23 protein-coding genes are annotated in these 26,026 nt (G+C 68.4%); 10 read left to right on the top strand and 13 right to left on the bottom strand.

The window, feature by feature from the left end; translation table 11 throughout:
• Window positions 1–683 precede the first annotated feature (683 nt).
• Window positions 684–962, top strand: a complete 279-nt coding sequence (locus HWX09_RS28070; RefSeq protein WP_027781227.1) for a hypothetical protein — start codon at window positions 684–686, stop codon at window positions 960–962.
• Window positions 963–1,122: 160 nt separating this feature from the next.
• Here HWX09_RS28070 and HWX09_RS28065 read toward each other — a convergent pair whose 3' ends face one another.
• The 6 genes from HWX09_RS28065 to HWX09_RS28040 all read right to left on the bottom strand — a co-directional run bounded on the left by HWX09_RS28065 (window position 1,123) and on the right by HWX09_RS28040 (window position 6,482).
• A complete protein-coding gene (locus tag HWX09_RS28065) occupies window positions 1,123–1,497 on the bottom strand; it encodes a DUF2917 domain-containing protein (protein ID WP_027781226.1) in 375 nt (124 codons plus the stop codon).
• A gap of 326 nt (window positions 1,498–1,823) precedes the next feature.
• Window positions 1,824–2,201: a DUF2917 domain-containing protein gene (locus HWX09_RS28060; RefSeq protein WP_027781225.1), complete on the bottom strand. Its 378-nt coding sequence runs from the start codon at window positions 2,199–2,201 to the stop codon at window positions 1,824–1,826.
• Window positions 2,202–2,452: 251 nt separating this feature from the next.
• Window positions 2,453–2,740, bottom strand: coding sequence for a hypothetical protein (locus HWX09_RS28055; protein WP_027781224.1), 288 nt, complete (start codon window positions 2,738–2,740; stop codon window positions 2,453–2,455).
• Between the two features lie 78 nt (window positions 2,741–2,818).
• On the bottom strand, window positions 2,819–3,724 hold the full coding sequence (locus HWX09_RS28050) for a metal-dependent hydrolase (protein WP_027781223.1): 906 nt from the start codon (window positions 3,722–3,724) through the stop codon (window positions 2,819–2,821).
• 29 nt (window positions 3,725–3,753) lie between these two features.
• Window positions 3,754–5,541, bottom strand: a complete 1,788-nt coding sequence (locus HWX09_RS28045; protein WP_027781222.1) for an SDR family oxidoreductase — start codon at window positions 5,539–5,541, stop codon at window positions 3,754–3,756.
• A gap of 44 nt (window positions 5,542–5,585) precedes the next feature.
• Complete coding sequence (locus HWX09_RS28040) at window positions 5,586–6,482, bottom strand: M24 family metallopeptidase (RefSeq protein WP_027781221.1); 897 nt, start codon at window positions 6,480–6,482, stop codon at window positions 5,586–5,588.
• A 337-nt stretch (window positions 6,483–6,819) separates the two neighbouring features.
• Between HWX09_RS28040 and HWX09_RS28035 the strand changes: the two genes are divergently transcribed.
• Window positions 6,820–7,092: a CopG family ribbon-helix-helix protein gene (locus HWX09_RS28035; RefSeq protein ID WP_027781220.1), complete on the top strand. Its 273-nt coding sequence runs from the start codon at window positions 6,820–6,822 to the stop codon at window positions 7,090–7,092.
• The gene (locus HWX09_RS28030) at window positions 7,080–7,370 is read left to right on the top strand and encodes a type II toxin-antitoxin system RelE/ParE family toxin (RefSeq protein ID WP_080681175.1); all 291 of its coding nucleotides are present in this window, start codon (window positions 7,080–7,082) and stop codon (window positions 7,368–7,370) included. Before HWX09_RS28035 ends, HWX09_RS28030 begins: the two co-directional genes overlap by 13 nt.
• An 82-nt stretch (window positions 7,371–7,452) precedes the next feature.
• On the opposite strand, the gene HWX09_RS28025 is transcribed toward HWX09_RS28030, so the two are convergent.
• From HWX09_RS28025 to HWX09_RS28015, 3 genes are all read right to left on the bottom strand, one after another.
• Window positions 7,453–8,226 (bottom strand): slipin family protein, encoded by a 774-nt coding sequence (locus HWX09_RS28025; protein WP_027781218.1) that lies wholly within the window; start codon window positions 8,224–8,226, stop codon window positions 7,453–7,455.
• A complete protein-coding gene (locus tag HWX09_RS28020; RefSeq protein ID WP_027781217.1) occupies window positions 8,223–9,773 on the bottom strand; it encodes a nodulation protein NfeD in 1,551 nt (516 codons plus the stop codon). Before HWX09_RS28020 ends, HWX09_RS28025 begins: the two co-directional genes overlap by 4 nt.
• Window positions 9,774–9,894: 121 nt before the next feature.
• A complete protein-coding gene (locus HWX09_RS28015; protein ID WP_027781216.1) occupies window positions 9,895–10,929 on the bottom strand; it encodes an AraC family transcriptional regulator in 1,035 nt (344 codons plus the stop codon).
• Between the two features lie 137 nt (window positions 10,930–11,066).
• On the opposite strand from HWX09_RS28015, the gene HWX09_RS28010 reads away from it, so the two are divergent.
• The 6 genes from HWX09_RS28010 to HWX09_RS27985 all read left to right on the top strand — a co-directional run bounded on the left by HWX09_RS28010 (window position 11,067) and on the right by HWX09_RS27985 (window position 18,559).
• Window positions 11,067–12,200 (top strand): acyl-CoA dehydrogenase family protein, encoded by a 1,134-nt coding sequence (locus HWX09_RS28010; RefSeq protein ID WP_027781215.1) that lies wholly within the window; start codon window positions 11,067–11,069, stop codon window positions 12,198–12,200.
• Between the two features lie 165 nt (window positions 12,201–12,365).
• Window positions 12,366–14,072: an AMP-binding protein gene (locus HWX09_RS28005; protein ID WP_027781214.1), complete on the top strand. Its 1,707-nt coding sequence runs from the start codon at window positions 12,366–12,368 to the stop codon at window positions 14,070–14,072.
• Window positions 14,073–14,184: 112 nt separating this feature from the next.
• Window positions 14,185–15,714 carry a CoA-acylating methylmalonate-semialdehyde dehydrogenase gene (locus HWX09_RS28000; protein WP_027781213.1) on the top strand — a complete coding sequence of 510 codons (1,530 nt, stop codon included), beginning with the start codon at window positions 14,185–14,187 and terminating at the stop codon, window positions 15,712–15,714.
• Between the two features lie 18 nt (window positions 15,715–15,732).
• Complete coding sequence (mmsB, locus tag HWX09_RS27995; protein WP_027781212.1) at window positions 15,733–16,635, top strand: 3-hydroxyisobutyrate dehydrogenase; 903 nt, start codon at window positions 15,733–15,735, stop codon at window positions 16,633–16,635.
• Window positions 16,632–17,423: an enoyl-CoA hydratase gene (locus tag HWX09_RS27990; protein WP_027781211.1), complete on the top strand. Its 792-nt coding sequence runs from the start codon at window positions 16,632–16,634 to the stop codon at window positions 17,421–17,423. Before mmsB ends, HWX09_RS27990 begins: the two co-directional genes overlap by 4 nt.
• Window positions 17,420–18,559 (top strand): enoyl-CoA hydratase/isomerase family protein, encoded by a 1,140-nt coding sequence (locus tag HWX09_RS27985; RefSeq protein WP_027781210.1) that lies wholly within the window; start codon window positions 17,420–17,422, stop codon window positions 18,557–18,559. The genes HWX09_RS27990 and HWX09_RS27985 overlap by 4 nt, the downstream gene beginning before the upstream one ends.
• Before the next feature lie 40 nt (window positions 18,560–18,599).
• On the opposite strand, the gene HWX09_RS27980 is transcribed toward HWX09_RS27985, so the two are convergent.
• A complete protein-coding gene (locus HWX09_RS27980; RefSeq protein ID WP_027781209.1) occupies window positions 18,600–19,520 on the bottom strand; it encodes a LysR family transcriptional regulator in 921 nt (306 codons plus the stop codon).
• Between the two features lie 187 nt (window positions 19,521–19,707).
• On the opposite strand from HWX09_RS27980, the gene HWX09_RS27975 reads away from it, so the two are divergent.
• Complete coding sequence (locus HWX09_RS27975) at window positions 19,708–21,246, top strand: MFS transporter (RefSeq protein WP_027781208.1); 1,539 nt, start codon at window positions 19,708–19,710, stop codon at window positions 21,244–21,246.
• Window positions 21,247–21,276: 30 nt separating this feature from the next.
• Here HWX09_RS27975 and HWX09_RS27970 read toward each other — a convergent pair whose 3' ends face one another.
• From HWX09_RS27970 to macA, 3 genes are read right to left on the bottom strand one after another with little or no spacing between them, the layout of a single operon-like run.
• On the bottom strand, window positions 21,277–22,650 hold the full coding sequence (locus HWX09_RS27970) for an efflux transporter outer membrane subunit (protein WP_027781207.1): 1,374 nt from the start codon (window positions 22,648–22,650) through the stop codon (window positions 21,277–21,279).
• A 12-nt stretch (window positions 22,651–22,662) separates the two neighbouring features.
• Window positions 22,663–24,723 (bottom strand): MacB family efflux pump subunit, encoded by a 2,061-nt coding sequence (locus tag HWX09_RS27965; RefSeq protein ID WP_027781206.1) that lies wholly within the window; start codon window positions 24,721–24,723, stop codon window positions 22,663–22,665.
• A 2-nt stretch (window positions 24,724–24,725) separates the two neighbouring features.
• Window positions 24,726–25,904 carry a macrolide transporter subunit MacA gene (gene macA, locus HWX09_RS27960; RefSeq protein WP_027781205.1) on the bottom strand — a complete coding sequence of 393 codons (1,179 nt, stop codon included), beginning with the start codon at window positions 25,902–25,904 and terminating at the stop codon, window positions 24,726–24,728.
• Window positions 25,905–26,026: the final 122 nt, after the last annotated feature.

Below are 26,026 nucleotides of genomic sequence, written 5' to 3'. Positions count from 1 at the left end.
GGACGATATAGTTGGGGGGCACGATCGGTTGCCTGCGCGCGAACGGTTGGGCAGCCCGCCCGCGCGACGAAGGCGCGCATTTTACCGGTTCGCGCGGCACGGGCCGGCAGAAATGGCTGAAATGGTCGAAGCGGTGGAAGCGAGCGGAAGGGGCGCGGGGCAGGCGGGCGACACCAGCCGATGCGTGCGCAACGGCACGCCGGCAACGTCGCACGCGGCCGGTGCGCGATGACATGCGACTGAAACGGAGTGCCCGCATGCTGCACGAACGCGGCGCAGGCGGCGCAGGTGAGGCACGCATGCGAACGTACGTGCGCGGCCGGTGCGTGCGCGCGGCAGCGGCGTGCAGCGGCCATTCGTCAGTCCAGGCGGTTGCAGGTATCGGGCAATCGTGCGCCGAAGCCGTCCCGTCCGCAACTGCCATTTCGCGATGCGGGGGCGACTGTGGTTTCTGTGTAAAAGATTGCAAGACCCCATCGCGTAAACCGGCAAGTCTTTCTAGGATAGATACACCGCGCATACACGCGCCGGCCGGTAATTGCCGATGCGGGGGAGTCGCAGTCCGTGCAGGCCAGGCGGTGCATGGCGGTCAAGGCCGTTGCGCGATTGGGCAGGCACGGCCGGTCAGGCACGGCCGATTGCGATTGCCCGATGCGGGTTCGTCCGTAATCACGGAGGTCAGCATGTTGAACTGGATCAGCCGCTGGGCGATGCGACACGCCCCCACGCCGGAAAAAACCGCCGCGTCGATGCTCGTGACGGCGCGCATGGAACTGTTCACAGCCGAACAGCGCGTCATCGATGCGAAATTACAGGCGGATTACTGGCGCACACGTGTGTCATTCCTCGAAGAGGTGCAGAAGCAGGGCATCGATCCGTGGGTGACCTCGCAGGCCGCGCAACGCCCCGACCTTGATTCCACGCCCCGGAGCACGGGCCCGCGTCTCGCCGCCAGCACCTGATGCACCTGCTGCATCCCGTTGCTGCGCACGGCGCGCGATCGCTCGCGGCACGCACCGGCGTGCCGCGTCCTTCGATGCGCACCTGCGGCGCGTTGTGCCGCGGGTGCGTCCGTTTCCGGTCGCGGCCGTCCCGCGTATCGCGTGCGTAACGGCGCGTCGCTCATCCGCTCCTTCTCCCTACCCCGACGAGCAAACGTTGCACTTGCGCGAGCATGCGCCTGACGCGTTCGCCGCGCCGCACGTACGCGGTCGTGATCGTCGCTTCGGCCGACCGGTCGGCATCGGTGCCGAGCCAGATGCGCTCGCCGCGCGCGATGCGCAGCACCTCGCCGGGCCGCACCCAGTAATCGTCGATGCTCGGCGGCCGGGTGATCCACAGCGCCGCGCCGTGCGCGCGGATTTCCGCGTCCTGCGGCGCGCGCCAGGTCATCGTCGTGCGCGGCGCGACCGCGAAGCGGATCACGACGGTCGGTAACGCGATCGTGCCGGCGTGGCGCCGATCGCGGCGTTCAAACAGCGGGCTTGCCTGGTCCATCGTCTGCTCCATTCAGTGAGCCGGACGGATGACGTGCACCAGAACAAAAAGGCCTCATCCGTTTCCGGCGAGGCCTTGTGTGACATGCGGTACTGCTCGATTGCTAACGCACAAGCGCCTCCCGTGATCCATTCTTTCGAATGTTCACCGGGCAATGAATCGCGATGGCGATGAGCTTGAACGTAGGCATGCGAACGATTTTGTTGTCGGCGTGCGGCGTTGTCAACGACTATTTTCGAGATATGCGCGGGCGATGCGTTGCCGCGCGCATGCGGTGTTTCACGATGTCGCGGCGCACCTGGATCGGATGCGCAGCGATGCGTGCGTCATGCGCGACCCCGCCATCGCTTGCCCAGCCGGTCGCGCATCCATGCGAGCGCACGCGCAAGCCATGTAACGCGCTGCATCACGTACACGGTCGTGATCGACGCTTCGGCAGGCCGGTCGTCGTCGGTGCCGATCCAGAGGCGATCGCCGCGCTGCACGCGCAGCACGTCGCCGGTGCGCAGCCAGTAATCGTCGATGCTGCCGAGCCGCGTGATCCACAGCGTCGCGTCATGTGCGCGGATCTCGGCGGCGTGCCGCGCACGCCACGCCAGCGTCTTGCGCGGCGCGACCGTGAAATGCAACTCGACTCTCGGCAACGCGATCGTATCGGTGCGACACCGATCGGGGCAGACAACCAGCCGGCTTGCTTGGTCCATCGTCATCTCCATCCGTTGAGCCGGGCGGGATGACGCGCACCAAAACAAAAAGGCCTCATCCGTTTCCGGCGAGGCCTTGTGACATGCGTGACTGAATCTCGATGCTAACGCACAAGCGCCTCCGGTGATCGCCGCGGGTGGGCGTTCACTCGGTTTTTATGCGCGATGGCGACGGGCTTGAGCATAGGCATGCGAACGAGTGTGTCGCGGCCGCGCAGCCGTGTCAACGGAAATTTCGAGATACGTGGCGGTTACGCGTCGCGTTGCGCGAGGCCGTTCACGATCAGTTCGGACAGCAGGCCGGTCATCCCTTCCGGGTGCGTGGCCGCGCGTGCCTTCAGCTGTTCGACGAGCTCGGCGTTGAGCTTGCACGCGAACGGCACGAGTCCCTGTTCCTGGTCGAGCTTGCGCTGCGCGCGGCGGTCCAGCTTGGCCGTTTCGTCGGCGCCCTTGCCGAAACGCGTGGCGTTCGACTGCTTCATTGCTTGCGTCAGCTTGAGCGCCTTGTTCTTTTCGAGATCGGTTTTCTTCATGGCCATCGCGGTACCTCCGGGAAATTGAAGCCGCGATTGTACGCATTTCGGCGGGCGCTGCCCGCCGAACCGGCCGAAACCCGCTCACGCGCCTTTCGTCGTGCCCCAGTTGCCGCCGTGCGCGGCCGCCTGCGCGGCCGGCGAGCGCGCGAGGTAGGCGAGCGCCTGCTCGGTCGAGCCTTCGTGGTGCGGCGTATAGCCCGGCTTGAAATAGCGCAGCGCCGCGCCGATCACCTTCCAGAACGACGGCAGGTGCCCGCGCCGCGAACCCTGCCGCCATGCGAGCACGAAGCCCGGGTAGCGGCCGGCGTCCGGGTCGCGCCGGTACATGAACTTCGCGCCGGTCGTGATGTAGTAGAGCAGCAGCAGGATCACGAACGCCATGTGCACGCAGCGCTCCGGATAGGTGCCGCCCAGGTGCCGGTAGATGTCGAACGCGACGGTGCGGTGCTCGACTTCCTCGGCGCCGTGCCAGCGCAGCAGATCGACCATCGTCGGGTCGGCTCGGCCTTCGTCGAGGCCGTGCGCGTTGAGCACCCAGTTGCCGAGATAGCCGAAGAAATGCTCGAGCGACGCGATCACGGCCAGCTGCTGGCGCAGCCAGAAGCGCGTATGGCCGATCTTCAGCCCCAGCGGCTGCTCGCCGAGCACGCGCGTGAACAGCCGGTTGAGCTTCTGCGTGAACGGCTTCGTGTCGATGCCGTGGCGGTCGTAGTAGTGCTTCAGCACGCCGCCGTGCGAACGCGAATGCACGGCCTCCTGCCGCAGGAAGCCTTCGGCTTCGTCGCGCAGGCGTGCATCGGCGATCAGCGGCAGCGCCTTGTTGTACACGCGGCAGAACCACAGCTCGCCTTCCGGGAACAGCAGGTTCAGCGTGTTGATGATGTGCGTGCTGCCCGGATCGTTCGGCACCCAGGTGATCGGCGTATCGCTGAAGTCGAACTTCACGTGCCGGGCCCTGATCTTGTGGTAGTCGGCGGTATCGGTCATGTTGTCTCCCTGTGCGGCGTCGTGCGCCGTCAATGCGATGCCATGCTGACGCGGGCGATCATCCGGCCCAGCCACGGCATGAAGCGGCCGACGAAGCGCATCGCGTGCGCTTCGCCGCCCACCGCGACGACGGGGCGGTTGCGCAGCACGCCGTCGACCATCGCCCGCGCGACGGTTTCGGGTTTCAGGCCGCGCATCTGGTACAGCTTGGTCGCGCGCTTGCGCAGCCGCGCTTCGTCCTGTGCGCTGGCGCCCGCGTAGTGCGTCGACGCCATGATTCCGGTCTCCGCGAAACCGGGGCACACGGCCGTCACGCCGATGCCTTTCTCCGCGAGTTCCGCGCGCATGCATTCGCTGAGCATCAGCACCGCGGCCTTCGTCGTCGCATACGCGGGCAGGTCGCGCGACGGGCCGAACGCGGCGGCCGACGCGGTATTGACGATGTGGCCGCCGGTGCCGCGCGCGGCCATCTGCTGCGCGAACAGCCGCGAGCCATGGATCACGCCCCACAGGTTCACGTGCACGATGCGCTCCCAGTCTCGCGTACTCGTGTCGAGGATGCCGCCGGCCATGCCGATGCCCGCGTTGTTGATCATGACGTCCGCGCCGCCGAGTTCGCCGCCGACCCAGGTCGCGAGCGCTTCCATTTCGTCCGCGGACCCGACGTCGACACGTTTCGCATGCGCGTGCGCGCCGATCAGCCCGATGAGCAGCGCGGTGCGCTCGGCGCTCGCGAGATCGATGTCGCATGCGACGACCGTCGCGCCTTCGCGTGCGAAGGCCAGCGCCGCGCAGCGGCCGATCCCGCTGCCCGCGCCGGTGACGACCGCGACCTTGCCGCTGAAGCGCCCGCTGGTTGCGCGGCGGCGCGCGTTCGCGAGCGCGGGCGGTTCGTTGCCGGATTCGACCGCGTCGATCAATTGCCCGGCGAGATCCGCGAAGCGCGCGGGATCGGCGAGCGGCAGCCAGTGGCCGGCAGCGACTTCGCGGCGGTAGTACTGCGGCACCCAGCGCGACAGGTTCTCGGACAGGGCGGGGCTCACGTACTTGTCGCCGAGCGGCACGATCGTCTGCACCGGTGCGTGCGCGTAGCGCTCGCGCGGCGCGAACAGGCAGCGGATGAAGTTCGCGCGATAGAGGCGTACGCCGCGTGCGCCGTCGTCGGCCTGAGTCGGGCGCGGCGCGGCGGGCGTTTTCTCGAGCCGGCGCAGCAGGCCCGGCCACGCGCGGCCGAGCCACAGCCGCCAGCCGAGCTCGGGGACGAACGGCAGGTGGAACAGATACACGTACCACGAGCGCACGAGCTGGCCGCCGAGCCTGGTCAACGACGCGGGCGTCGGGCGCAGCACGCGTTCGCGCAGCCAGAAGCCGACGTGGTCGAGGCACGGCCCCGAGCACGACGTATACGACGCGATGCGGCCGGCGAGCCGCGGATCGGTGACGAATTCCCATCCCTGGATCGAGCCCCAGTCGTGTGCGACGAGGTGCACGGCGCGGCCGGGGCAGAGCGCGTCGATCACCGCGACGAAATCGTCGGTCAGCTTCGCGAGATGGTAGTCGGCCGTGCGCTTCGGCACGCCGGACAGGCCCGCGCCGCGCACGTCGTACGCGATCACGTAATGCTTGCGCGCGAGCAGCGGCGCGACGTGCTGCCAGACGCTGCTGTCGTCGGGATAGCCGTGCACCAGCACGATCGGCGAACGGGCCGGGTCGCCCCAGGTCCGGACCGCGAGCGTCAGGTCGCCGGAGGCGACCGCCGTCTCGCTGTGAACCGATTCGAACAGGGCCAGCGGCGCTTCGTCGGAAAGAGGCTGCATCGTGAGTCCGTCGTTCAGGGAGTCGGGAAGAGGAAGCGGGTGGGTCAGGCGGCGGCCGGCACGTTTGCAACGGCCTGCGCGCGCTCGGCCTGGCGGCGCCGCCAGCGGCGCACGTGCGGCAGGTCCTCGTCGAGCCAGTACGCGTCGTCGTCGGTGATCACCAGCAGCTCCTCGAATTTCGCGCCGACGCCGGCGAAGCCGAGATGCGGCTCGACGGCCCACAGGCCCGGCACGGGCGCATGCTCGGAGCGGCGGTCGATCGACCACAGCGGCGACCAGCCTTGCTGCTTCGCCGCGCGGCCCTGGTCGAGCAGCAGGTTGCGCGTCGCATTCAGCCCGAAGCGCGCGACGAAGCGCGGTTTCGACAGCTTGTGGATCTTCGCGACGCGATGCGCGAGCACCTTGAACGGATAGGCCTTGTGGCGCGGCTCGACGCCCTGGCGGCGGCACAGCGCGTCGACTTCCTGCGCGACCTCGGCCATCGACCGTCGCGCCTTCACGAGCCGCACGATCATGTCGCGATGGTCCATCAGGTCGTCCTGCAACTGCTCGAGGATCGGGTTGCGGCCGAGGCAGTGCGCGTAGCCGACATCGGCGACGATGCCGTCGAGTACCGGCGCGACGTCGAGGATCACCGGCATGTCGGTTTCGAGCTGCCGGTTGCTCGGGAAGAACGCGAGATTGAAGCCGCCCATGTGCTTGAGGCCCGAGAAGCCCTCGAACGCGGTGCGGTCGCCGAACCACGCGAACGGCTTGTGCAGCCAGTCGTGCACGCCGTTGTCCTGCAGCCATTCGGTCAGGAGGCGCGCGGCTTCCTTCTCGGTGATGCCGGGGTACAGCATCGCGCCGACGGTTTCGACGCAGCGGTACGCCAGTTGCTGGACCGCGCGGAATTGCGGCAGTTCGTCGAGGTGGACTTCCGGCAGCGGGTGGTCGGTCATGATGCGTCTCCATTGGTCGACCGGAGTCGGCGCTTCCGCGCTTACTCGGGTCCCATGCTTTGCGGGGCGCTGACCCGGAATGCGCCCGCCGGCATCCGCCGTCACGCGTTATTCAGTCAGCATTTAATGTGCCATTGAGTAATGTAATAATCATAGGCGGTTCCGGAAAACGCGCCAGCCCCCGGGGGTGGGGATTTGTCCTAATGGAGGGGTGAAATGGAGGGAAGGCTCTAGCGTGCCCATGGCCGGGATACTTTCCGGCGTCCATCCGACATTGCTTTTCGAGGGAGGGCAGACCTACAATATTCAAAGGTAATACCTCTGGATACTTTTTATCATGGCAACCTCGATCAAACTCGATCCGGCCCTTCAGGACCGGGTGCGTCATCTGGCCGAACAGCGCCGGCGCACGCCGCACTGGATCATGCGCGAGGCGATTGCGCAATATGTGGCGCGCGAGGAAAAGCGCGAGTCGTTCAAGCAGGAAGCGATGCAGGCATGGGCAGATTATCAGTCGACGGGGCTGCACGTGACGCACGAGGAGATGGACGCGTATCTCGAGAAGCTCGAGGCCGGTGAAGCAGCGGAGCCGCCCGAGTGTCACGACTGATCTGGACGCGAACTGCCCAGCAAGCGATTGTCCGCCTTCATCGTTTTCTCGCCGACCACGATCCGCCGGCCGCGCGTCGTGCGATCAAGGCGATTCGTCCTGGCGTCGATGTTCTGGTTCGACAGCCCCGGCTCGGCCGTCCCGTTGACGAACTCGATACGGTTTTTCGCGAATGGCTGATCGATTTCGGCGACAGCGGATACGTGGTGATGTACAGGGTCGATGATGATGGCGTCACGATTCTGACGATCAGGCATCAACGGGAAGCCGGGTATTGAGCGACCGGGCCGCGCCCGCCGGAATCGTGCAACGCTCCGTTGCACGATGGCCGGAATGTCGTTCATACGGACCTCGGCGTCGTTAATCCTCCCGCTTTCCCCCCAACCGCTCCAGCAACGCCCCCAGCAGATCGATCGGCAGCGGAAACACGATCGTCGAATTCTTGTCCGCGGCGATCGTCGTCAGCGTCTGCAGATAGCGCAACTGCATCGCCTGCGGCTGCCGCGCGAGCGTCTGCGCGGCCTGCAGCAGTTTCTCCGACGCCTGCAATTCGCCTTCCGCATGAATCACCTTCGCGCGCCGCTCGCGTTCGGCTTCGGCCTGCCGCGCGATCGCGCGGATCATCGTCTCGTTCAGGTCGACGTGCTTGATCTCGACCGTCGACACCTTGATCCCCCACGCGTCGGTCTGCGCGTCGAGTGTCTTCTGGATGTCGGCGTTCAGTTGCTCGCGCTCGGCGAGCAGCGCGTCGAGGTCGTGCTTGCCGAGTACCGAACGCAGCGTCGTCTGCGAGAGCTGGCTCGTCGCGTCGAAGAAGCGCGCGACCTGGATCACGGCCTTCTCCGGATCGACGACACGGAAATACACGACGGCGTTGACCTTCACCGACACGTTGTCGCGCGTGATCACGTCCTGCGGCGGCACGTCGAACACGACGGTGCGCAGGTCGATCCGCACGACCTGCTGGACGATCGGGATGATCAGCACGAGCCCCGGCCCCTTCACTTTCCAGAACCGGCCGAGCATGAACACGACACCGCGTTCGTATTCGCGAAAGATGCGGATCGACGACGCGACCAGCACCACGACGAAGACGACCAGGACGCTGCTGAAGCCGAACGTGTAACCAATCATGAAGGTTCTCCCTGGGGATGGGCGGGCGCAGGCATGTCGTAGAGCGGCGCGACCGTCAGCGTCAGCCCGTGGCGGCCGGTGACGCGCACACGGCAGCCGGCGGCCAGCGGCGTGCTGCTGGCCACGCGCCAGCGCTCGCCGTGCACGCGCGCCCAGCCGGCGGCCGACGGCGGCGCGCCGGCCGCGTCGTTCGGCTGGTCCGGATGCAGGCCGTCGTCGAGCACTTCGCCGATGCTGCCGAGCATCGCCTCCGCGCCCGTCACGACCGGCCGGCGCCGCGCGCGCAGCGCGACGCTCGACACACCCGCGACGAGCAGGCCGCCGCCGAGCGCGAGGCTCGCGATCACGGGCCACGGAATCCCGTAGCCGGGCACGTCGGTGTCGATCAGCATCAGCGCGCCGATCGTGAACGCCACGATCCCGCCGAACCCGAGCACGCCGAAGGTCGGCAGGAAGGCCTCGGCGACGAGGCAGCCGAGCCCCAGCAGCACGAGGCCGAGGCCCGCATAGCTGATCGGCAGCAACTGCATCGCGAACAGCCCGACCAGCAGGCAGATCGTGCCGGCGACGCCCGGCAGCACGAAACCGGGGTTCGCGAATTCGAAGAAGAGGCCGTAGATGCCGATGGTCAGCAGGATCAGTGCGACGTTCGGGTCGGCGATGATCGCGAGGAAGCGGCTGCGCCAGTCGGGCGCGAGCACGACGAGCGGCGCGTGAGCGGTCGCGAGATGCAGCGTGCCGGCGGTGGTCGTCACGGTGCGGCTGTCGAGCTGGCGTGCGAGATCGGCCGGATCCTGCGCGATCAGGTCGACGACGTGCTGCGCGCGCGCCTCGTTCGCCGACAGGCTCACGGCCTCGCGTACCGCGCGCTCGGCCCATTCTGCATTGCGCCCGCGCAACTGCGCGAGGCCACGGATGTACGCGGAAGCGTCCTGCATCGCCTTGCGGATCTCGGTCAATTGCGTATCGGTCGGCAGCGCGGCAGCCGTAGCGGACGCGTCCGATGCAGCCGATGCGCCGGTGGGGCGCGGCGTGGCGGGGTTCGCGCCCGGCGGCGCGGCGCCGCCGATGCCGAACTGCACGGGCGATGCCGCGCCGAGATTGGTGCCGGGCGCCATCGCCGCGAAGTGGCTCGCATAGACGATGTAGGTGCCCGCGCTCGCCGCCCGCGCGCCGCCCGGCGCGACGAACGCGGCGACCGGCACCGGCGAGCCGAGGATGGCCTTGATGATCTGCCGCATCGACGTATCGAGGCCGCCGGGCGTGTCGAGCTGAAGGATCGCGAGCGGTGCGTGCTCGCGGGCCGCGCGGTCGAGCGAACGCACGATGAAATCGGCGCTGGCCGGGCCGATCGCGCCGTTGACGGGAATCACGACGACCGGACGCGCGGCCGGCGCGTCGGCCGATGGCGGCGCCGCGACCGCGGCGCACACGACGAGCAGCGCCGCGAACAGCGCGGCGCGCGCGACCCGCGCGGACAGCGGGTGACGGGGGCGGCCGTCGGGCGCGGCAGGCGCCGGCGGCGGCCCATGACGGTGAAAGCGCATCGGGACGTCCGGGCGGCGCACGGCCGCGTGCCGTCCGGCTTGCGGAAAGGGCGTGAGCCCGATACTTGAAGATTAGGCGGTTTCGGCGGAAAGCGCGAAGGTGCGGCGGCGCCGGCCGGATTCAGCCGGCGCCGCCGCCGCGCGCGAGCACTTCGTCGCGATAGTCGGCCGGGCTGCGCCCGCTCCATTTGCGAAACGCGCGGTAGAACGCGCTCGGTTCCGCGAACCCGGTGGCGGCCGCGACATCGGCAATCGTGCGGGCGGGGTCGGCCAGCGCCTCGAACGCCAGATCGCGCCGCAGCGTGTCCTTGATCGACTGATACGCGTGGCCTTCCTGGTGCAGCTTGCGGCGCAGCGTGGCCTCGGCCACGTGCAGCCGCGCGGCCATCCCGCCCGCGCCCGGCCACGCGGCGGGCGGCATCCCGCGCAGCACCGCGCGCACGCGCTGCGCGAGCGCGTTCGGGTTGCGGTACTTGACGATGAAACTGGCCGGCGCGTTGCGCAGAAACGTTTTCAGCGTCTTCGCGTTCTGCACCACCGGCAGCGTCGCGAATTCGGGATCGAAATCGACATACGAATCGGGCTCGTTGAAACGCATGTCGTCACAGAACATCGACGGATACTCGTGATCGGCGGGCGGCGTGTCGCAGCGAAAGCTCGCATGCAGCAGCGGAATGCGCCGGCCGATCAGCCAGCAGGTGAGCCCGTAGACGATGATGAAGTAGGTCGCGTACGTAAACATCGCGGGCGTCGCGCTGTTGTTGCGGTGCACGAAACGCAGCCGCACGCGCTGCGGGTTCGCGTCGAGTTCCGCGTGCAGGTCGTCGAGCACGCAGTGCATGAAGTTCACAGCGCGCGCCATCGCGTGCAGCCCGTCGCGGGCGGACAGCGCCGCCTGGCTCATCGCGATGAAGCTGCCGCTGCGCATCGGGTGGCGATCCTGCCCGAAAAACTCGTCGTCGAGCGTGCGCGCGATGGCGTTCCACAACGCGCCATATTGCTGCGCGGACACGCGTGCGCGCGGCTGCCCGAGCAGCGCGGGCGCGATGCCGGCCTGCGCGAGCAGCGGCTCGGCCGCGACGCCGCGCCGCGTGGCCAGCGCGACGCTGTACGCGACGAGGCTGATCGCGACGGTTCCCTTGTCTTCCTGCTTCATCGGTGTCGCCGGTGTGGCAAAAACGCTCAGTGTAAATGAGCGACGCGAGCATCGAACAGTCGCGCGTGCTTGCCTACACTTGTTGCATCGAAACGTAAGGACGGTCGCGCCCGGCGGCCGCGGGAGACTGCAGCACCATGGACGAGCTTTACACCGAAGACCAGCGGATGATCCGCGATGCCGCGCGCGCTTTTGCCACCGAGATGCTGGCGCCGAACGCGGCCCAGTGGGACCACGACGCGCATCTGCCCGACGCGATCGTCGCGCAGCTCGGCGAGCTGGGCCTGCTCGGGATGATCGTGCCGCAGGAACTGGGCGGCTCGTATACGGACTACGTGGCCTATGCGCTGGCGATGGAGGAAGTGGCGGCCGGCGACGCCGCGTGCGCGACGATGATGAGCGTGCACAACTCGGTCGGCTGCGGGCCGATCCTTGGCTTCGGCACGCCCGCGCAGAAGGATCGCTGGCTGGCCGACATGGCGGCCGGCCGCGTGATCGGCGCATTCTGCCTGACCGAGCCGCATGCCGGTTCCGAGGCGAACAACCTGCGCACGCGGGCCGAATTGCGTGACGGCAAGTGGGTGCTGAACGGCGCGAAGCAGTTCGTGACCAACGGCCAGCGCGCGGGCGTCGCGATCGTTTTTGCCATGACCGACCCGGAAGCCGGCAAGCGCGGCATTTCCGCGTTCCTGGTGCCGACCGACACGCCGGGCTTCATCGTCGGCAAGCCCGAGAAGAAAATGGGCATCCGCGCGTCGGATACGTGCCCGATCACGTTCGAGAACTGCGCGATTGCCGAAGAAAACCTGCTCGGCAATCGCGGCGAAGGGCTGAAGATCGCGTTGTCGAACCTCGAAGGCGGGCGCATCGGCATCGCCGCGCAGGCGCTCGGCATCGCGCGCGCCGCGTTCGACAAGGCGCGCCGCTATGCGGGCGAGCGCGTGCAGTTCGGCAAGCCGATCGCCGAGCATCAGGCGATCCAGCAGAAGCTCGCCGACATGGCCGTGCAGATCAACGCCGCGCGGCTGCTCGTGCATCACGCGGCGAAGCTGCGTACGGCCGGCCTGCCGTGCCTGTCGGAAGCGTCGCAGGCGAAGCTGTTCGCGTCCGAGATGGCCGAGCGCGTGTGCTCGGACGCGATCCAGATTCACGGCGGCTACGGCTACCTGGTCGATTACGAAGTCGAGCGTCACTATCGCGACGCGCGCATCACGCAGATTTACGAAGGCACCAGCGAAGTGCAGCGGATGGTGATCGCGCGGCAGCTTTGAGCCGCGACGGTCGCGCCGACGACAGCATCACGCAGGGCACGAGGGCAGCGCGGTGAACGCGGCACGCAACGACGTGACCGTGCGCCGTGCAACACGGAACCGGGCATGTGCTGCAGCACGTGCGCCGGTTGACCGCTGGGCATGGAGACTGGACGGAGACGACACATGACGGTACAGGCATTCCTGGACGCACGCGACTTTCTGCTGCGCCATCGCACCGACTACGACACCGCGTATCGCGATTTCGAATGGCCGGTGCTCGATGCGTTCAACTGGGCGCTCGACTACTTCGACCCGATGGCGCGCGGCAACGAGCAGCCCGCGCTGTGGATCGTCGATGCGGCGACCGGCACGGGCGATCCGTATTCGTTCGCGCTGATGTCCGAGCGTTCGTCGCGGATCGCGAACTGGCTGCGCTCGATCGGCGTCGTGCGCGGCGACCGCATTCTGCTGATGCTGCCGAACCGTGTCGAGCTGTGGGACGCGATGCTGGCCGCGATGAAGCTCGGCGCGATCGTGCTGCCCGCCACCACGCAACTGTCGCCCGACGACGTGCGCGACCGCGTGCGGATCGGCGGCGCGAAATACGCGATCGTCGACGAGAACGAAGCCGCGAAATTCGAGCAGCCCGATCTCGGTCTCGCGCGGAAGATCGTCGCGGGCGCGCCGCGCGCGGGCTGGCTCGCGATGAACGACGGCTATGCGGCGAGCGCCGCGTTCGAGCCGGACGCCGTCACGCACGCGAACGATCCGATGCTGCTGTACTTCACGTCGGGCACGACGTCGAAGCCGAAACTCGTCGAGCATACGCATCGCACCTATCCGGTCGGCCATCTGTCGACGATGTACTGGGTCGGCCTGCAGCCGGGTGACATCCACTGGAACATCAGCTCGCCGGGCTGGGCGAAGCACGCATGGAGCTGCTTCTTCGCGCCGTGGAATGCGCAAGCGTGCGTGTTCGCGTTCAACTATGCGCGCTTCGAGCCGAAGGTCGTGCTCGATGCGCTCGTCCAATACCGGGTGACCACGCTGTGCGCGCCGCCGACCGTGTGGCGCATGCTCGTGCAGCAGCCGCTCGCGTCGTTCGACGTGAAGCTGCGCGAGATCGTCGGTGCGGGCGAGCCGTTGAATCCCGAGATCATCGAGCGCGTGAAGAAGGCGTGGAACATCTCGATTCGCGACGGCTACGGCCAGACCGAGACGACCTGCCTGATCGGCAACTCGCCGGGCCAGCCGGTGGTCGCGGGCTCGATGGGCCGGCCGCTGCCCGGCTACCGGATCGCGCTGCTCGACCCGGACGGCGCGCCGGTGACCGAAGGCGAGGTCGCGCTGCCGATCGGCGCGGACGTCACGCGCCCGGTCGGGCTGATGAAGGGCTATGCGAACAATCCCGACGCCACGGCCTACGCGACGCGCGACGGCCACTACCGCACGTCGGACATCGCGATGCGTCGCGACGACGGCTATTACGTGTACATCGGCCGCGCGGACGACGTGTTCAAGTCGTCCGACTATCGGCTGAGCCCGTTCGAACTGGAGAGCGTGCTGATCGAGCATCCGGCGATCGCCGAGGCGGCCGTCGTGCCGAGCCCGGACCCGGTGCGGCTGTCGGTGCCGAAAACGTTCATCACGCTGCGCCAGGGCTACGAGGAAAGCCCCGCGCTCGCGCTGGAGATCTTCCGTTTCTCGCGCGAGAAGCTCGCGCCGTACAAGCGCATCCGCCGCCTGCAATTCGCGGAGCTGCCGAAGACGATCTCGGGGAAGATTCGTCGCGTCGAACTGCGCCGCCGCGAGATCGAACGCGGCGACGACGCGACCGCGCGCATGCCCGGCGAATACTGGGAAGAAGATTTCGCCGCCGAACTGAAATGACCGACCGCGGGCCGCGCGTGCCGCATTCCGCGGCCGCCGCCCGTAGCCGAATCGAACCGGTCGCACGGCGGCATGCCGCTACGCCGCGACCCACTGCAAGGAGAGAGCTCTGATGAACGCGAATCCGACGCCCCGTACGGGGCAAGACGTGCCGACGGTCAAGCTGCTGATCGACGGCGCCTTCGTCGAGTCCGCCACCAGCGAGTGGCGCGACATCGTCAACCCGGCGACGCAGCAGGTGCTCGCGCGCGTGCCGTTCGCGACCGTCGCGGAAGTCGACGCGGCCGTGCAGGCCGCGCACGCCGCGTATGCGACGTGGAAGAACACGCCGATCGCCGCGCGCATGCGCATCATGCTGAAGTTCCAGGATCTGGTGCGCGCGAACCAGCAGCGCATCGCGAAGACGCTGACGGCCGAGCAGGGCAAGACGATTCCCGATGCAGAAGGCGACATCTTCCGCGGTCTCGAAGTGGTCGAGCACGCATGCTCGGTCGGCACGCTGCAACTGGGCGAATTCGCGGAGAACGTCGCGGGCGGCGTCGACACCTACACGCTGCGCCAGCCGCTCGGCGTGTGCGCGGGCATTACGCCATTCAATTTCCCCGCGATGATTCCGCTGTGGATGTTCCCGATGGCGATCGTGTGCGGCAACACGTTCGTGCTCAAGCCGTCGGAGCAGGATCCGATGTCGACGATGGAGCTCGTCGAACTCGCGCTCGAGGCCGGCGTACCGAAAGGCGTACTGAACGTCGTGCACGGCGGCAAGGAAGTCGTCGACGCGATCTGCACGCATCCGCTCGTGAAGGCGATCTCGTTCGTGGGGTCGACGGCGGTCGGCACGCACGTATACAACCTCGGCAGCCAGCACGGCAAGCGCGTGCAATCGATGATGGGCGCGAAGAACCACGCGATCGTGCTGCCCGACGCGAACCGCGAGCAGGCGATCAACGCACTCGTCGGCGCGGGCTTCGGCGCGGCCGGCCAGCGCTGCATGGCGACGTCGGTGGCGGTGCTGGTGGGCAAGGCACGGGACTGGCTGCCCGACATCGTCGCGAAGGCGAAGGCGCTGAAGGTCAATGCGGGCGCGGAAGCGGGCACCGACGTCGGACCGGTCGTGTCGCGCGGCGCGAAGGCGCGGATTCTGACGCTGATCGAAGCGGGCATCAAGGAAGGCGCGAAGCTCGAACTCGATGGTCGCGACGTGAAGGTGGCCGGCTACGAGCAGGGCAACTTCATCGGCCCGACGATCTTCTCGGGCGTGACGACCGACATGTCGATCTACACGCATGAAATCTTCGGGCCGGTGCTGGTCGTGATGGAGGTCGACACGCTCGACGACGCGATCGCGCTCGTCAACGCGAACCCGATGGGCAACGGCGTGGGCATCTTCACGCAGAGCGGTGCGGCGGCACGCAAGTTCCAGAGCGAGATCGACGTCGGGCAGGTCGGCATCAACATTCCGATTCCGGTGCCCGTGCCGTTCTTCAGCTTCACCGGTTCGCGCGGCTCGAAGCTCGGCGATCTTGGCCCGTACGGCAAGCAGGTCGTGCAGTTCTATACACAGACCAAGACGGTCACCGCGCGCTGGTTCGACGACGACACGACGGCCGGCCCGGTGAATACGACGATCCGGCTGCATTGAGCGGCGGAGGAAACGAACATGAAAATCGGATTTATCGGCCTCGGCCACATGGGCGCGCCGATGGCGCTGAATCTGCTGAAAGCCGGCCATGACGTGCACGCGTTCGACCTGAGCGCCGACGCGTTGCGCGCGCTGCAGGACGCCGGCGCGCAGGTGGCCGCGTCGCCGCGCGATGCGGCGTCGGGCGCGACGTTCGTGATCACGATGCTGCCGGCCGCGCCGCACGTGCGCTCGGTGCTGTCCGGCGAGAACGGCGTGCTGGCCGGCCTCGGCGCGGGTGCGACGGTGATCGATTCGAGCACGATCGACCCGGCGAGCGCGCAGGCGTTCGGTGCGCTGGTGCGCGAGCACGGCGGCGCGTTCGTCGATGCGCCGGTGTCGGGTGGCACCGGCGGCGCGGCGGCCGGCACGCTGACCTTCATGGTCGGCGGCAGCGGTGCGGATTTCGAGCGCGTGAAACCCGTGCTCGCCGGCATGGGCAAGAACATCGTTCACTGTGGCGCGACCGGCATGGGGCAGGTCGCGAAGGTCTGCAACAACCTCGTGCTCGGCATCTCGATGGCGGCGGTATCGGAGGCGATGTCGCTCGGCGTCGCGCTCGGCATCGATCCGAAGGTGCTGGCCGGCATCGTCAACACGTCGACGGGCCGCTGCTGGAGTTCGGACACCTACAACCCGTATCCGGGCGTGATCGAGACCGCGCCGTCGTCGCGCGGTTACTCGGGCGGCTTCGGCACCGACCTGATGCTGAAGGATCTCGGCCTCGCGAACGATGCGGCGAAGCAGGTACGCCAGCCCGTCTATCTCGGCGCGCTCGCGCAGCAGCTGTACCAGACGATGAGCAGCCGCGGCGACGGCCAGCTCGATTTCTCGGCGGTGATCCGCCTGTACCAACCGGCCACGAAGAAGGACGCCTCATGATCGAACTCGACTACGTCGACGACGGCGCGATCGCGTGCGCGACGCTCAAGCGTCCGCCCGCGAACGCCTTTACCGCCGACGGGCTGCAGCAGCTGCAGGAAACCGTCGCTGAACTGAATGCGAACCCGCGCGTGCGCGCGCTGGTGATCACCGGCGACGGCCCGAAGTTCTTCAGCGCGGGCGCCGACCTCAACACGTTCGCCGACGGCGATCCTGCGGTCGCGCGCGCGATGGCGTCGCGCTTCGGCGCGGCGTTCGAGGCGCTGCACGATGCACGCGTCGTGACGATCGCGGCGATCAACGGTTATGCGATGGGCGGCGGCCTCGAATGCGCGCTCGCGTGCGACCTGCGGATCGCGGAGACGCATGCGCAGATGGCGCTGCCCGAGCCGTCGGTCGGCCTGCTGCCGTGCGGGCTCGGCACGCAGACGCTGCCCTGGCTCGTCGGCGAAGGCTGGGCGAAGAAGATCATCCTGACCGGTGCGCGCGTCGATGCGGCCACCGCGCTGCGGATCGGCCTCGTCGAAGACGTTGTGGAAAGCGGCGCCGCGCGCGATGCGGCACTCGCGCTGGCGCGCAACGTCGCGCGGCAAAGCCCGCACGCGCTCGCGTACAGCAAGGAGCTGATCGGCCTCGCGCGCCGCGGCGTGCCGCGCGGTGCGGCCCTCGCGGTCGAGCGCGAGCGCTTCGTCGACCTGTTCGACACGGCCGATCCGCGCGAAGGCGTGGCGGCGTTCCTCGGCAAGCGCGCGCCGCAGTGGCGCACCGATGGGGAGGCGCAACGATGAGCACGCCGGTGACGAATCACGGCGCATTCGCGGAGCATGCGCCCGAGGTGCTGTATCGCGTGGTGAACCGCGTGGCGCTGATCACGCTGAACCGGCCGGCCGCGCTCAACGCGCTGTCGTACGCGATGATCGGCGAGCTGGCCGCGCTGTTCGAGCGCTGCCGCCACGACGACCAGATCGTCGCGGTCGTGCTGCGCGGCGCGGGCGAGAAGGGCTTCTGCGCGGGCGGCGACGTGCGTGCGCTGTACAGGATGGTCGCGCAGCGCGAGACCTGGCTGCCGTTCTTCGTCGACGAATACCGGCTCGATTACGCGATCCACACGTTCCCGAAGCCGGTGGTCGCGCTGATGGACGGCGTGACGATGGGCGGCGGCATGGGTCTCGCGCAGGGCGCGGCGCTGCGCGTCGCGACCGAGCGCAGCAGGATCGCGATGCCGGAAACGCGCATCGGCCTCGTGCCGGATGTCGGCGCCACGCATTTTCTGTCGCGCATGCCGGTCGAACTCGAACTGTACGTGGGGCTGACCGGCACGATGCTGTCGGGCGCCGACGCGCTGAGCGCGAAGCTCGCGGACCTGTGCGTGCCGTCCGCGTGGCTCGATACGTTCGAGACGCGCATCGAAAGCGTCAAGTGGGACGGCGATGCGCTGCCGTTGCTGCGCAAGGTGTTCGAGCCGCCGTGCAACGTGGTGCCGCATGCCGCGCTCGACGGCCAGATGCCGTGGATCGTCCGCCACTTCGACAAGCGTTCGACCGTCGAGCGGATCGTCGCGACGCTCACGCAGGACCTGGCGCGCGACGAGCTGGCGCGCGAGCACCGCCAATGGCTGCAGGCGACGCTCGATGCGCTCGCGAGCCATTCGCCGACGATGCTCGCCGTGACGCGCGAGGCGCTGCTGCGCGGCCGGCAGATGACGCTCGCGGAATCGTTCCGGATGGAGCTCGGCATCGTGGCGCGCGCGATCGAGGAAGGCGATTTCTGCGAAGGCGTGCGCGCGCATCTCGTCGACAAGGATCGCAAGCCGCGCTGGGCGCCCGCGTCGCTCGTCGAGCTGCGCGCCGAGCGCGTGCGGCATTTCCTGACGTCGCCGTGGAAGCTGTTCGCGCATCCGCTCGCCGATCTCGGCGCGGCATGATGCGTCGACGCGCCGTGCGGCGCGTCGGCTTCCACGCGTCTCATTGCGCTTCGCCCTGGCGCGCGATCATCGGCGGAACCGCCTGCGCGAGCGCGTCGATCACGCAGCGCGTCTTGCGCGGCAGGTAGCGCGTCTTCGGCCAGATCGCGTGAATGTCGCCTTCGCAGACGAAGCAGCGATCCAGCACGACCACCATCTCCCCGCGCTTCACGTAATGGTCGAGCAGCCAGCTCGGCAGCCACGCGATCCCGTACCCCGACGCACCGGCCGCGGCGATCGCCTGCACGTCGTCGAAACTCAGTTGATGCGGCATGTCGACCCGCACCGTCGAGCCGTCCGGCGCGCGCAAGTCCCACGGCTGCACCATGCCCGAACGCGAATACGCGATCGTCCGGTGGTGCTTCAGGTCGTCGAGCGTCTTCGGCATCCCGTAGCGCGCGAGATACGACGGCGCGGCGCCGAGGCTGCCGTATTGCGTGCCGAGCCGCCGCACCGCGAGGCTCGTGCTGTCCGCGAGCGTGCCGATCCGCACCGCGAGATCGATCCCTTCCTCGACGAGATCGACGAAGCGGTCGGTGATTGACACGTCGATCCGCAGATGCGGGTAATTGCGCGCGAGGTCGAGCACGATCGGCGTCACGCAGTGGTGCCCGAATGCGAGCGGCACGCTCAGCCGCAGCTTGCCGCGCGCCTCGTGGCGGCCGCAGTCGAGATCGGCTTCCGCCGCTTCCAGTTCCGCGAGCGCACGCACGCAGCGGTCGTAGTACGCCTGGCCGTCGTCGGTCAGGCTCTGGCTGCGCGTCGTGCGTTGCAGCAGGCGCGCGCCGAGCCGCTTCTCGAGCCGCGCGATCGCCTTGCCGACCGCCGAACGCGTCATGTCGAGCCGCTCCGCGGCCAGCGCGAAGCTGCCCGATTCCACGACCTGGACGAAGGTCGTTACGCCGTCGAGTCTGTCGGTCATTACGGGTTTGCGTCGATTGGATCGATTGGGTCCTGGGATTCCCCAGTGAATGGAAATGCGTGCGTCAATGGGGAGGGGAATTCTCACTATAGTACCGATTCCCGTTCAGCGTGCGTCACCGCCGCACGCGGCGAATCCTACTTACCTGGAGGCGCGCGACCTGTCGTCGGGCCGCCGCGCAATACGCATGACGCTATCCGACTCTCGCAGGAATGCGGTCGCGCTCGCGGCCGTCTGTCTCACGTCGCTGATGTTCGGCCTCGAAATCTCGAGCGTGCCGGTGATCCTGCCGACGCTCGAACACGTGCTGCACGGCGATTTCAACGGCATGCAGTGGATCATGAACGCGTACACGATCGCGTGTACGACGGTGCTGATGGCGGCCGGCACGCTCGCGGACCGGTTCGGCCGCAAGCGCGTGTACGTGATCGGCACCGTGCTGTTCGGCGCGACGTCCCTGCTGTGCGGGCTCGCGCCGAACGTGCCGGTGCTCGTTGCGGGCCGGCTGCTGCAGGGCGCGAGCGGCGGCGCGATGCTGATCTGCCAGATTGCCGTGCTGTCGCACCAGTTCCGCGAAGGGCGCGAGCGCGGCCGCGCATTCGGGATCTGGGGGATCGTGTTCGGCATCGGCCTCGGGTTCGGGCCGATCGTCGGCGGCGCGATCGTCGCGCTGGCGAGCTGGCCGTGGGTGTTCCTCGTTCATGCGCCGCTCGCGGCCGTCGCGCTCGTGCTGATCGGCGGCGCGGTGCGGGAATCGCGCGATCCGCATGCGGGGTCGCTCGACATCGCGGGCATCGTCACGCTGTCGCTCGCGGTGCTCGGTCTCGCGTTCTACATCACCCAAAGCGCCGAACTCGGGTTGACGAGCACGGCCGGCCTCGGCGTGCTCGGCGCGACCGTGCTCGCGCTGGTCGGCTTCGTCGCCGCGGAGCGCGCCAGCGCGCGGCCGATGTTCGACTTCTCGGTGTTCCGGATTCGCGCGTTCACCGGCGCGATCTTCGGCTCGATGGGGATGAACTTCAGCTTCTGGCCGTTCATGATCTACCTGCCGATCTGGTTCCAGGTCGCGCTCGGCTACGACAGCGTGACGGCCGGCCTCGCCTTGCTCGCGTACACGCTGCCGACGCTGATCGCGCCGCCGTTCGGCGAACGGCTCGCACTGCGCTACGGGCCGGGCGTCGTGATCCCTGGCGGCCTGTTCACGATCGCGGCCGGTTTCGTGCTGATGCGGTTGGGCAGCGCGGCCGATCATGCGAGCTGGCTGACGATGCTGCCGGGCTGCGTGATCGCCGGCATCGGGCTCGGGCTGACCAACACGCCCGTCACCAACACGACCACGGGCGCGGTGCCGAGTGCGCGGGCCGGGATGGCGTCGGGCATCGACATGAGCGCGCGGATGATCTCGCTCGCGCTGAACATCGCGGCGATGGGCTTCGTACTGGTGGCGGGGATCGTCGCGAGCCTGAAGGGCGGGCCGGCCGGCGCGATCGGCGAGGCGGCGCTGCGCCGGCTCGCGCAGGAAATCGCGTCGGGTCGCACCGACGGCCTGCAGGCGATCGCGCCGGCGCTCGGGCAGGCCGATCCGAGCGGCGCGGCGCTGCACGCGGCGCTCGTGCATGGGTTCGGCTGGGTGATGGTGTACGGCGCGGCGGGCGTGGCCGTGCTCGCGACCGCGAGCACGGTGGCGTTCGCGCCGGCGCGGCGCGAGGCGGCCGTATGCGAATGACGCGGCCGGCGTACGGCGTGTGACGGCCGGTCAGGACGTCCCGCCGCCGAGCGCGCGATAGAGCTTCATCTGGTTGTTGAGGCGGTTCAGGCGCGTCAGTTCGTCGGCGCTCTGTGCGCTCCTCAGGACCTGCTGCTGGTCGAGCCACGGCTGCACGGCGGTCGCGCCGGCCGCGAAGCGCGCGGCGGCCAGCCGTTCGGCACGCTGCGCCTGGACGAGCGACAGCGCGCGCTGTTCGGCTTCGCGCTCGAGCTGCACGCGTGCCGACAGCGCGTTCTCGACTTCCGCGAGCGCCGTGTAGAGCCGCTGTCGGAAGCCGACCACCGCTTCCTCGTACTGCGACTTCGACACCCTGATCTGCAATTGCATCGTGTTCCACTGGATGAACGGCAGCGCGAGGCCGAGCCCGAGCGTGCCGACCGGGTTCGTCAGCACGCGCTCGAGGCTCGTGCTCGTCGTGCCGGCGCTGCCGGTCAGCGTGAAGGTCGGATAGAAGCTCGTGCGCGTCGCGTCGACCTGCGCGAGCGACTCGCGCAGCCGGAATTCCGCCGCGCGCAGGTCGGGGCGCCGGCCGAGCAGGCTCGCGGGCAGACCGGCCGCCACGTCGGGCGGCGCGGCGTCGGGCAGCGCCGCCGGCTCGGCCGCGAGCTGCTGCGGCGGCCGGTCGAACAGGATCGCGAGCGCGTGCCGGTTCTCGGTCCGCTGCTGGATCAGCTGCGTTTGCGCCGCCCGTTGCGCGGCGAGGCTCTGTTCGGCCTGCGCGAGATCGAGCCCCGACACGGCGCCGGCCGTGTGCCGCGACCGAACGAGCGCGAGCGTGCGCACCGCATATGCGATGTTCGCGTCGCCGAGCGCGATCTGCCGGTTCAGATAGCCGATCTGCCAGTACAGCGCCGCGGTCGTGCCGATCAGCGACAGCCGCGCGGCCTCCAGATCGGCTGCCGTCGCGTCGGCTTCCCAGTGCGCGGCATCGCGCAGCGCGGCCAGCCGGCCCCACAGGTCGATTTCGTAGCCGAGCGAACCGGTGAGGCCACTCGATCGGCTCGTTTGGTGGGTATCGAGCGTGCGCGACACCGCGCCGTTCGCGCCGAGCGTCACGCTGGGTGTCAGGTTCGTGTCGACGAGCCCCGCCTGCAATTGCGCGCGATACACGCGGATCGCCGCGATCGCGAGATCGCCGTTGGCGCGCAGCGCGTCGTCGATCAACGCGTCGAGTTGCGGATCGCCGAAGCTGCGCCACCAGTCGCGCGCGGTGGCCGGCGCCTCGGCCGCGACCGGCGCGGCCCAGTTCGCGGGCATCGCGACGGCCGGCAGCGGATCATGGCGTGCGCCCGCGCAGCCGGCGAGCAGCGCGGCCGCGCACGCGAATGCGCCGAGACGGTGAAGCAGGGAGGAATGCGTCATGGCCATGTTTCGTCAGTCGCGCGCGAGCGCATCGATCGGATCGAGCCGCGACGCGTTGCGCGCGGGCATGAACCCGAAAATCACACCGGTGAGCGTCGAGCACACGAACGCGGTCACGATCGCGCCGGCCGAGAACACCATCTTCCACTGCGCGACGAACATCGAGAACAGCGCACCGAGCCCGAACGACAGCGCGATGCCGATCGTGCCGCCGAGCAGGCAGACGAGCACGGCCTCGACGAGGAACTGCTGCAGGATGTCGGACTGGCGCGCGCCGACCGCCATCCGGATGCCGATCTCGCGCGTACGCTCGGTGACCGACACCAGCATGATGTTCATCACGCCGATGCCGCCGACGACGAGCGAGATCACCGCGATCAGCGACAGCAGCAGCGTCAGCGACTGGCCGGTCTTCTCGACGGTCTTGACCACGCTGTCCATGTTGTACGTGAAGAAGTCCTTGCGGCCGTGGCGCTGGATCATCAGTTTCTCGAGGCTTTTCTCGGCGGCGGCGCTGGGCTGTCCGTCGCGCACGCGCACGGTGATGCTGTCGAGATAGCGCTGGCCGAACAGGCGCCCGCTCGCGGTCGTGTACGGCACCCATACGTTCAGGCTCTTCACGCTGCCGAATGCGCTTTTCTTGTCGGCGGTCACGCCGATCACGATGCACGGCACGTTGTCGACGAGGATCACTTCGCCGACCGGATTGCGCGTCGCGCCGAACAGCTTGCGGCGCGTGTTCTGGTCGATCACGGCCACCTGCGCCTGGCGGCGCACCGCGTCGTCGTCGAACGCGACGCCGAGCGCGAAACGCATCCCGCGCGCCTGGAAGTAGCGGTCGCCGACGCCGCTCACGAGCGCGTTGACGTCGATGTTGCGGTAGCGCAGCAGCAGCGTGCGCGACGTCTCGGGCGTCGCGCTGTCGACGTACGGCTGCTCGGCGAGCGCGGCGACGTCGGCGGGCACGAGCGTCTGGATCGTATCCGCGCGGCTGTCGCCCCAGTCGGTGCCCGGATAGACGTTGATCGTATTGGTGCCGATGCTGCCGATCTCCTCGAGCATGTAGCGTTTCGCGCCTTCGCCGACCGCGACGATCGACACGACCGACGTGATGCCGATGATGATGCCGAGCATCGTCAGCAGCGTGCGCAGCCGGTGCGACACGAGCGCGATCCATGCCATCCGGCACGCCTCGGCGAAGCGGCCGGTGCCGGCCGCGAAGCGTCGGGCGCGCGGGGCGGGATCGGTAGTGGTGTCGGCTTCGGTCTCGGCGGGCAGCGTGGCATCCCCGGAAGCCGGTGCGGACGGTGTGTCGGTTGCCGTTTCGGCCATTGCGGCCGCTGCGGCCGCGCCGACGCCGGATTCCGCGAGCGCTTCCGCGTAGTGGCGGTTCGGCCGATCGGCGACGATCTCGCCGTCGCTGATCTCGATGATGCGCCGCGCATGGCGCGCCACGGCCTTGTCGTGCGTGACGATCACGATCGTATGGCCGAGCGCGTTCAGCTCGTGCAGGATGCGGATCACGTCCTGACCGCTTTTCGTGTCGAGCGCGCCGGTCGGTTCGTCCGCGAGGATCACCTGGCCGCCGTTCATCAGCGCGCGCGCGATGCTCACGCGCTGCTGCTGGCCGCCGGATAGTTGCCCGGGCCGGTGATGTGCGCGATCGGCCAGCCCGAGGCGCGCGAGCAACGCGCGAGCGCGGGCGTGCCGCTCGGCGCGCGGGGTGCCCGCGTAGATCGCCGGCATTTCGAGGTTCGCGACCGCGTCGACGTGCGGCAGCAGGTGATAGCGCTGGAACACGAAGCCGAAGTGCTCGCGGCGCAACTGCGCGAGCTCGTCGCTGTCGAGCATGTGCGTGTCGCGTCCGCCGACCGTGTACGTGCCTTCGCTGGGGTGGTCGAGGCAGCCGAGGATGTTCATCAGCGTCGACTTGCCGGACCCGGACGCGCCGACGATGGCGACGATCTCGCCCGCGTCGATCGCCAGGTTGACGTTGTTCAGGACGACGACGTCCTTGTCGCCGGCCGGAAAGCGTCGCGTGACGGCGGCGAGTTTCAGCAGGGGCTGGCTCATCGTTACACCACGTCCGACAGCGGCGCGTGTTCGTCCGCCGACGCTTCGCCGATCACGACGCGCTCGCCGTCCTTCAGGCCGGCCAGCACTTCGACGCGCACGTTGTTGTTGATGCCGACACGGATGTGGCGCGTTTGCGTGCTGCCGTCGGCGCGCAGCACGCGTACCGCGACGGTGCCGTCCTTGCGCTTCTCGCCGAGCGCGGCGGCCGGAATGATCAGCGCGTTGCGTGCGTCGCCGAGCACGATGTTGACCTGCGCGGTCATCGCGATGCGCAGCCGATGCTCGGGATTCGGCACGTCGAACAGCGCGTTGTAGAACACCGCGCTGTTCGGCTTCGTGCTGCCGCTGAGGGTGTTCTGTGGGTCGGCGAAGTTCTGGGGTGCCGGCTCGATCGCACGCAGCTTGCCGTAGTGACGCTTGTCCGGTTCACCGAGGCTCGTGAAATATGCGGTCTGGCCGGCGCGCACGCGGATCACGTCGGCTTCCGAAACTTGCGCCTTGACGGTCATCGTGTCGAGCTCCGCGAGCTTCAGGATCACCGGCGCCTGCTGCTGCGCGATCACGGTCTGGCCCTCCTGCGTGACGATCGCGACGACCTCGCCATCGATCGGCGCGACGATGCGCGTGTAGCCGAGGTTGGCCTGTGCGGTCTCGATCTGAATGCGGGCCGAACGAATCTGCGCGGCGAGCGATGCGAGTGAGGCGCGCTGCACGTCGAGCGTCGCGCGCGCTGCCTCGAACGATTCGCGCGACGTTGCATCGTCGGGCAGCATCGCCTGCTGGCGGCGGAACGCGAGCTCGGCCTGTGTCAACTGCGCGGCGGCCGATTGCTGCTGCGCGCGCAGGCTTTCTTCGCTGGCGCGCGCCTGGCGCAGCGCGTTTTCCGAGATTACGGGATCGATTTCGGCGAGCCACTGGCCCTTCGTGACCTTGTCGCCGAGCTTGACCTTCAGCGTCTTCAACTGCCCCGACACCTGCGCGCCCACGTCCACCTGCTTGAACGCCTGCAGCGCGCCGGTCGCCAGCACCGCGTTCTCGAGATCGCCGCGGGTGACTGGCGCGGACAGATACTGCGGATGTTTGCTCGGCGTGGCTATCGTTATTGCTACAACGGCGGTAGCGATGACTGCGCCGCTGATGGCCAGCATGGTGAGCCGGCGGCGGATCTTCTTATTCATGAGAATGCGGCGTTGATGAATCGGGCGTCGACGGTGTGGACGGCCAATCGGGGTGGTCCTGCAATCGTGGCATGCAGTGCAGATCGATAGACGAGTCGGATGGATACGGCGCGGCAGTGCAG

It is taken from the genome of Burkholderia sp. BCC1208, assembly GCF_902833095.1.
In the GTDB taxonomy this organism is placed as follows: Bacteria; Pseudomonadota; Gammaproteobacteria; order Burkholderiales; family Burkholderiaceae; genus Burkholderia.
This window is presented reverse-complemented; position numbering and strand designations above follow the sequence as displayed.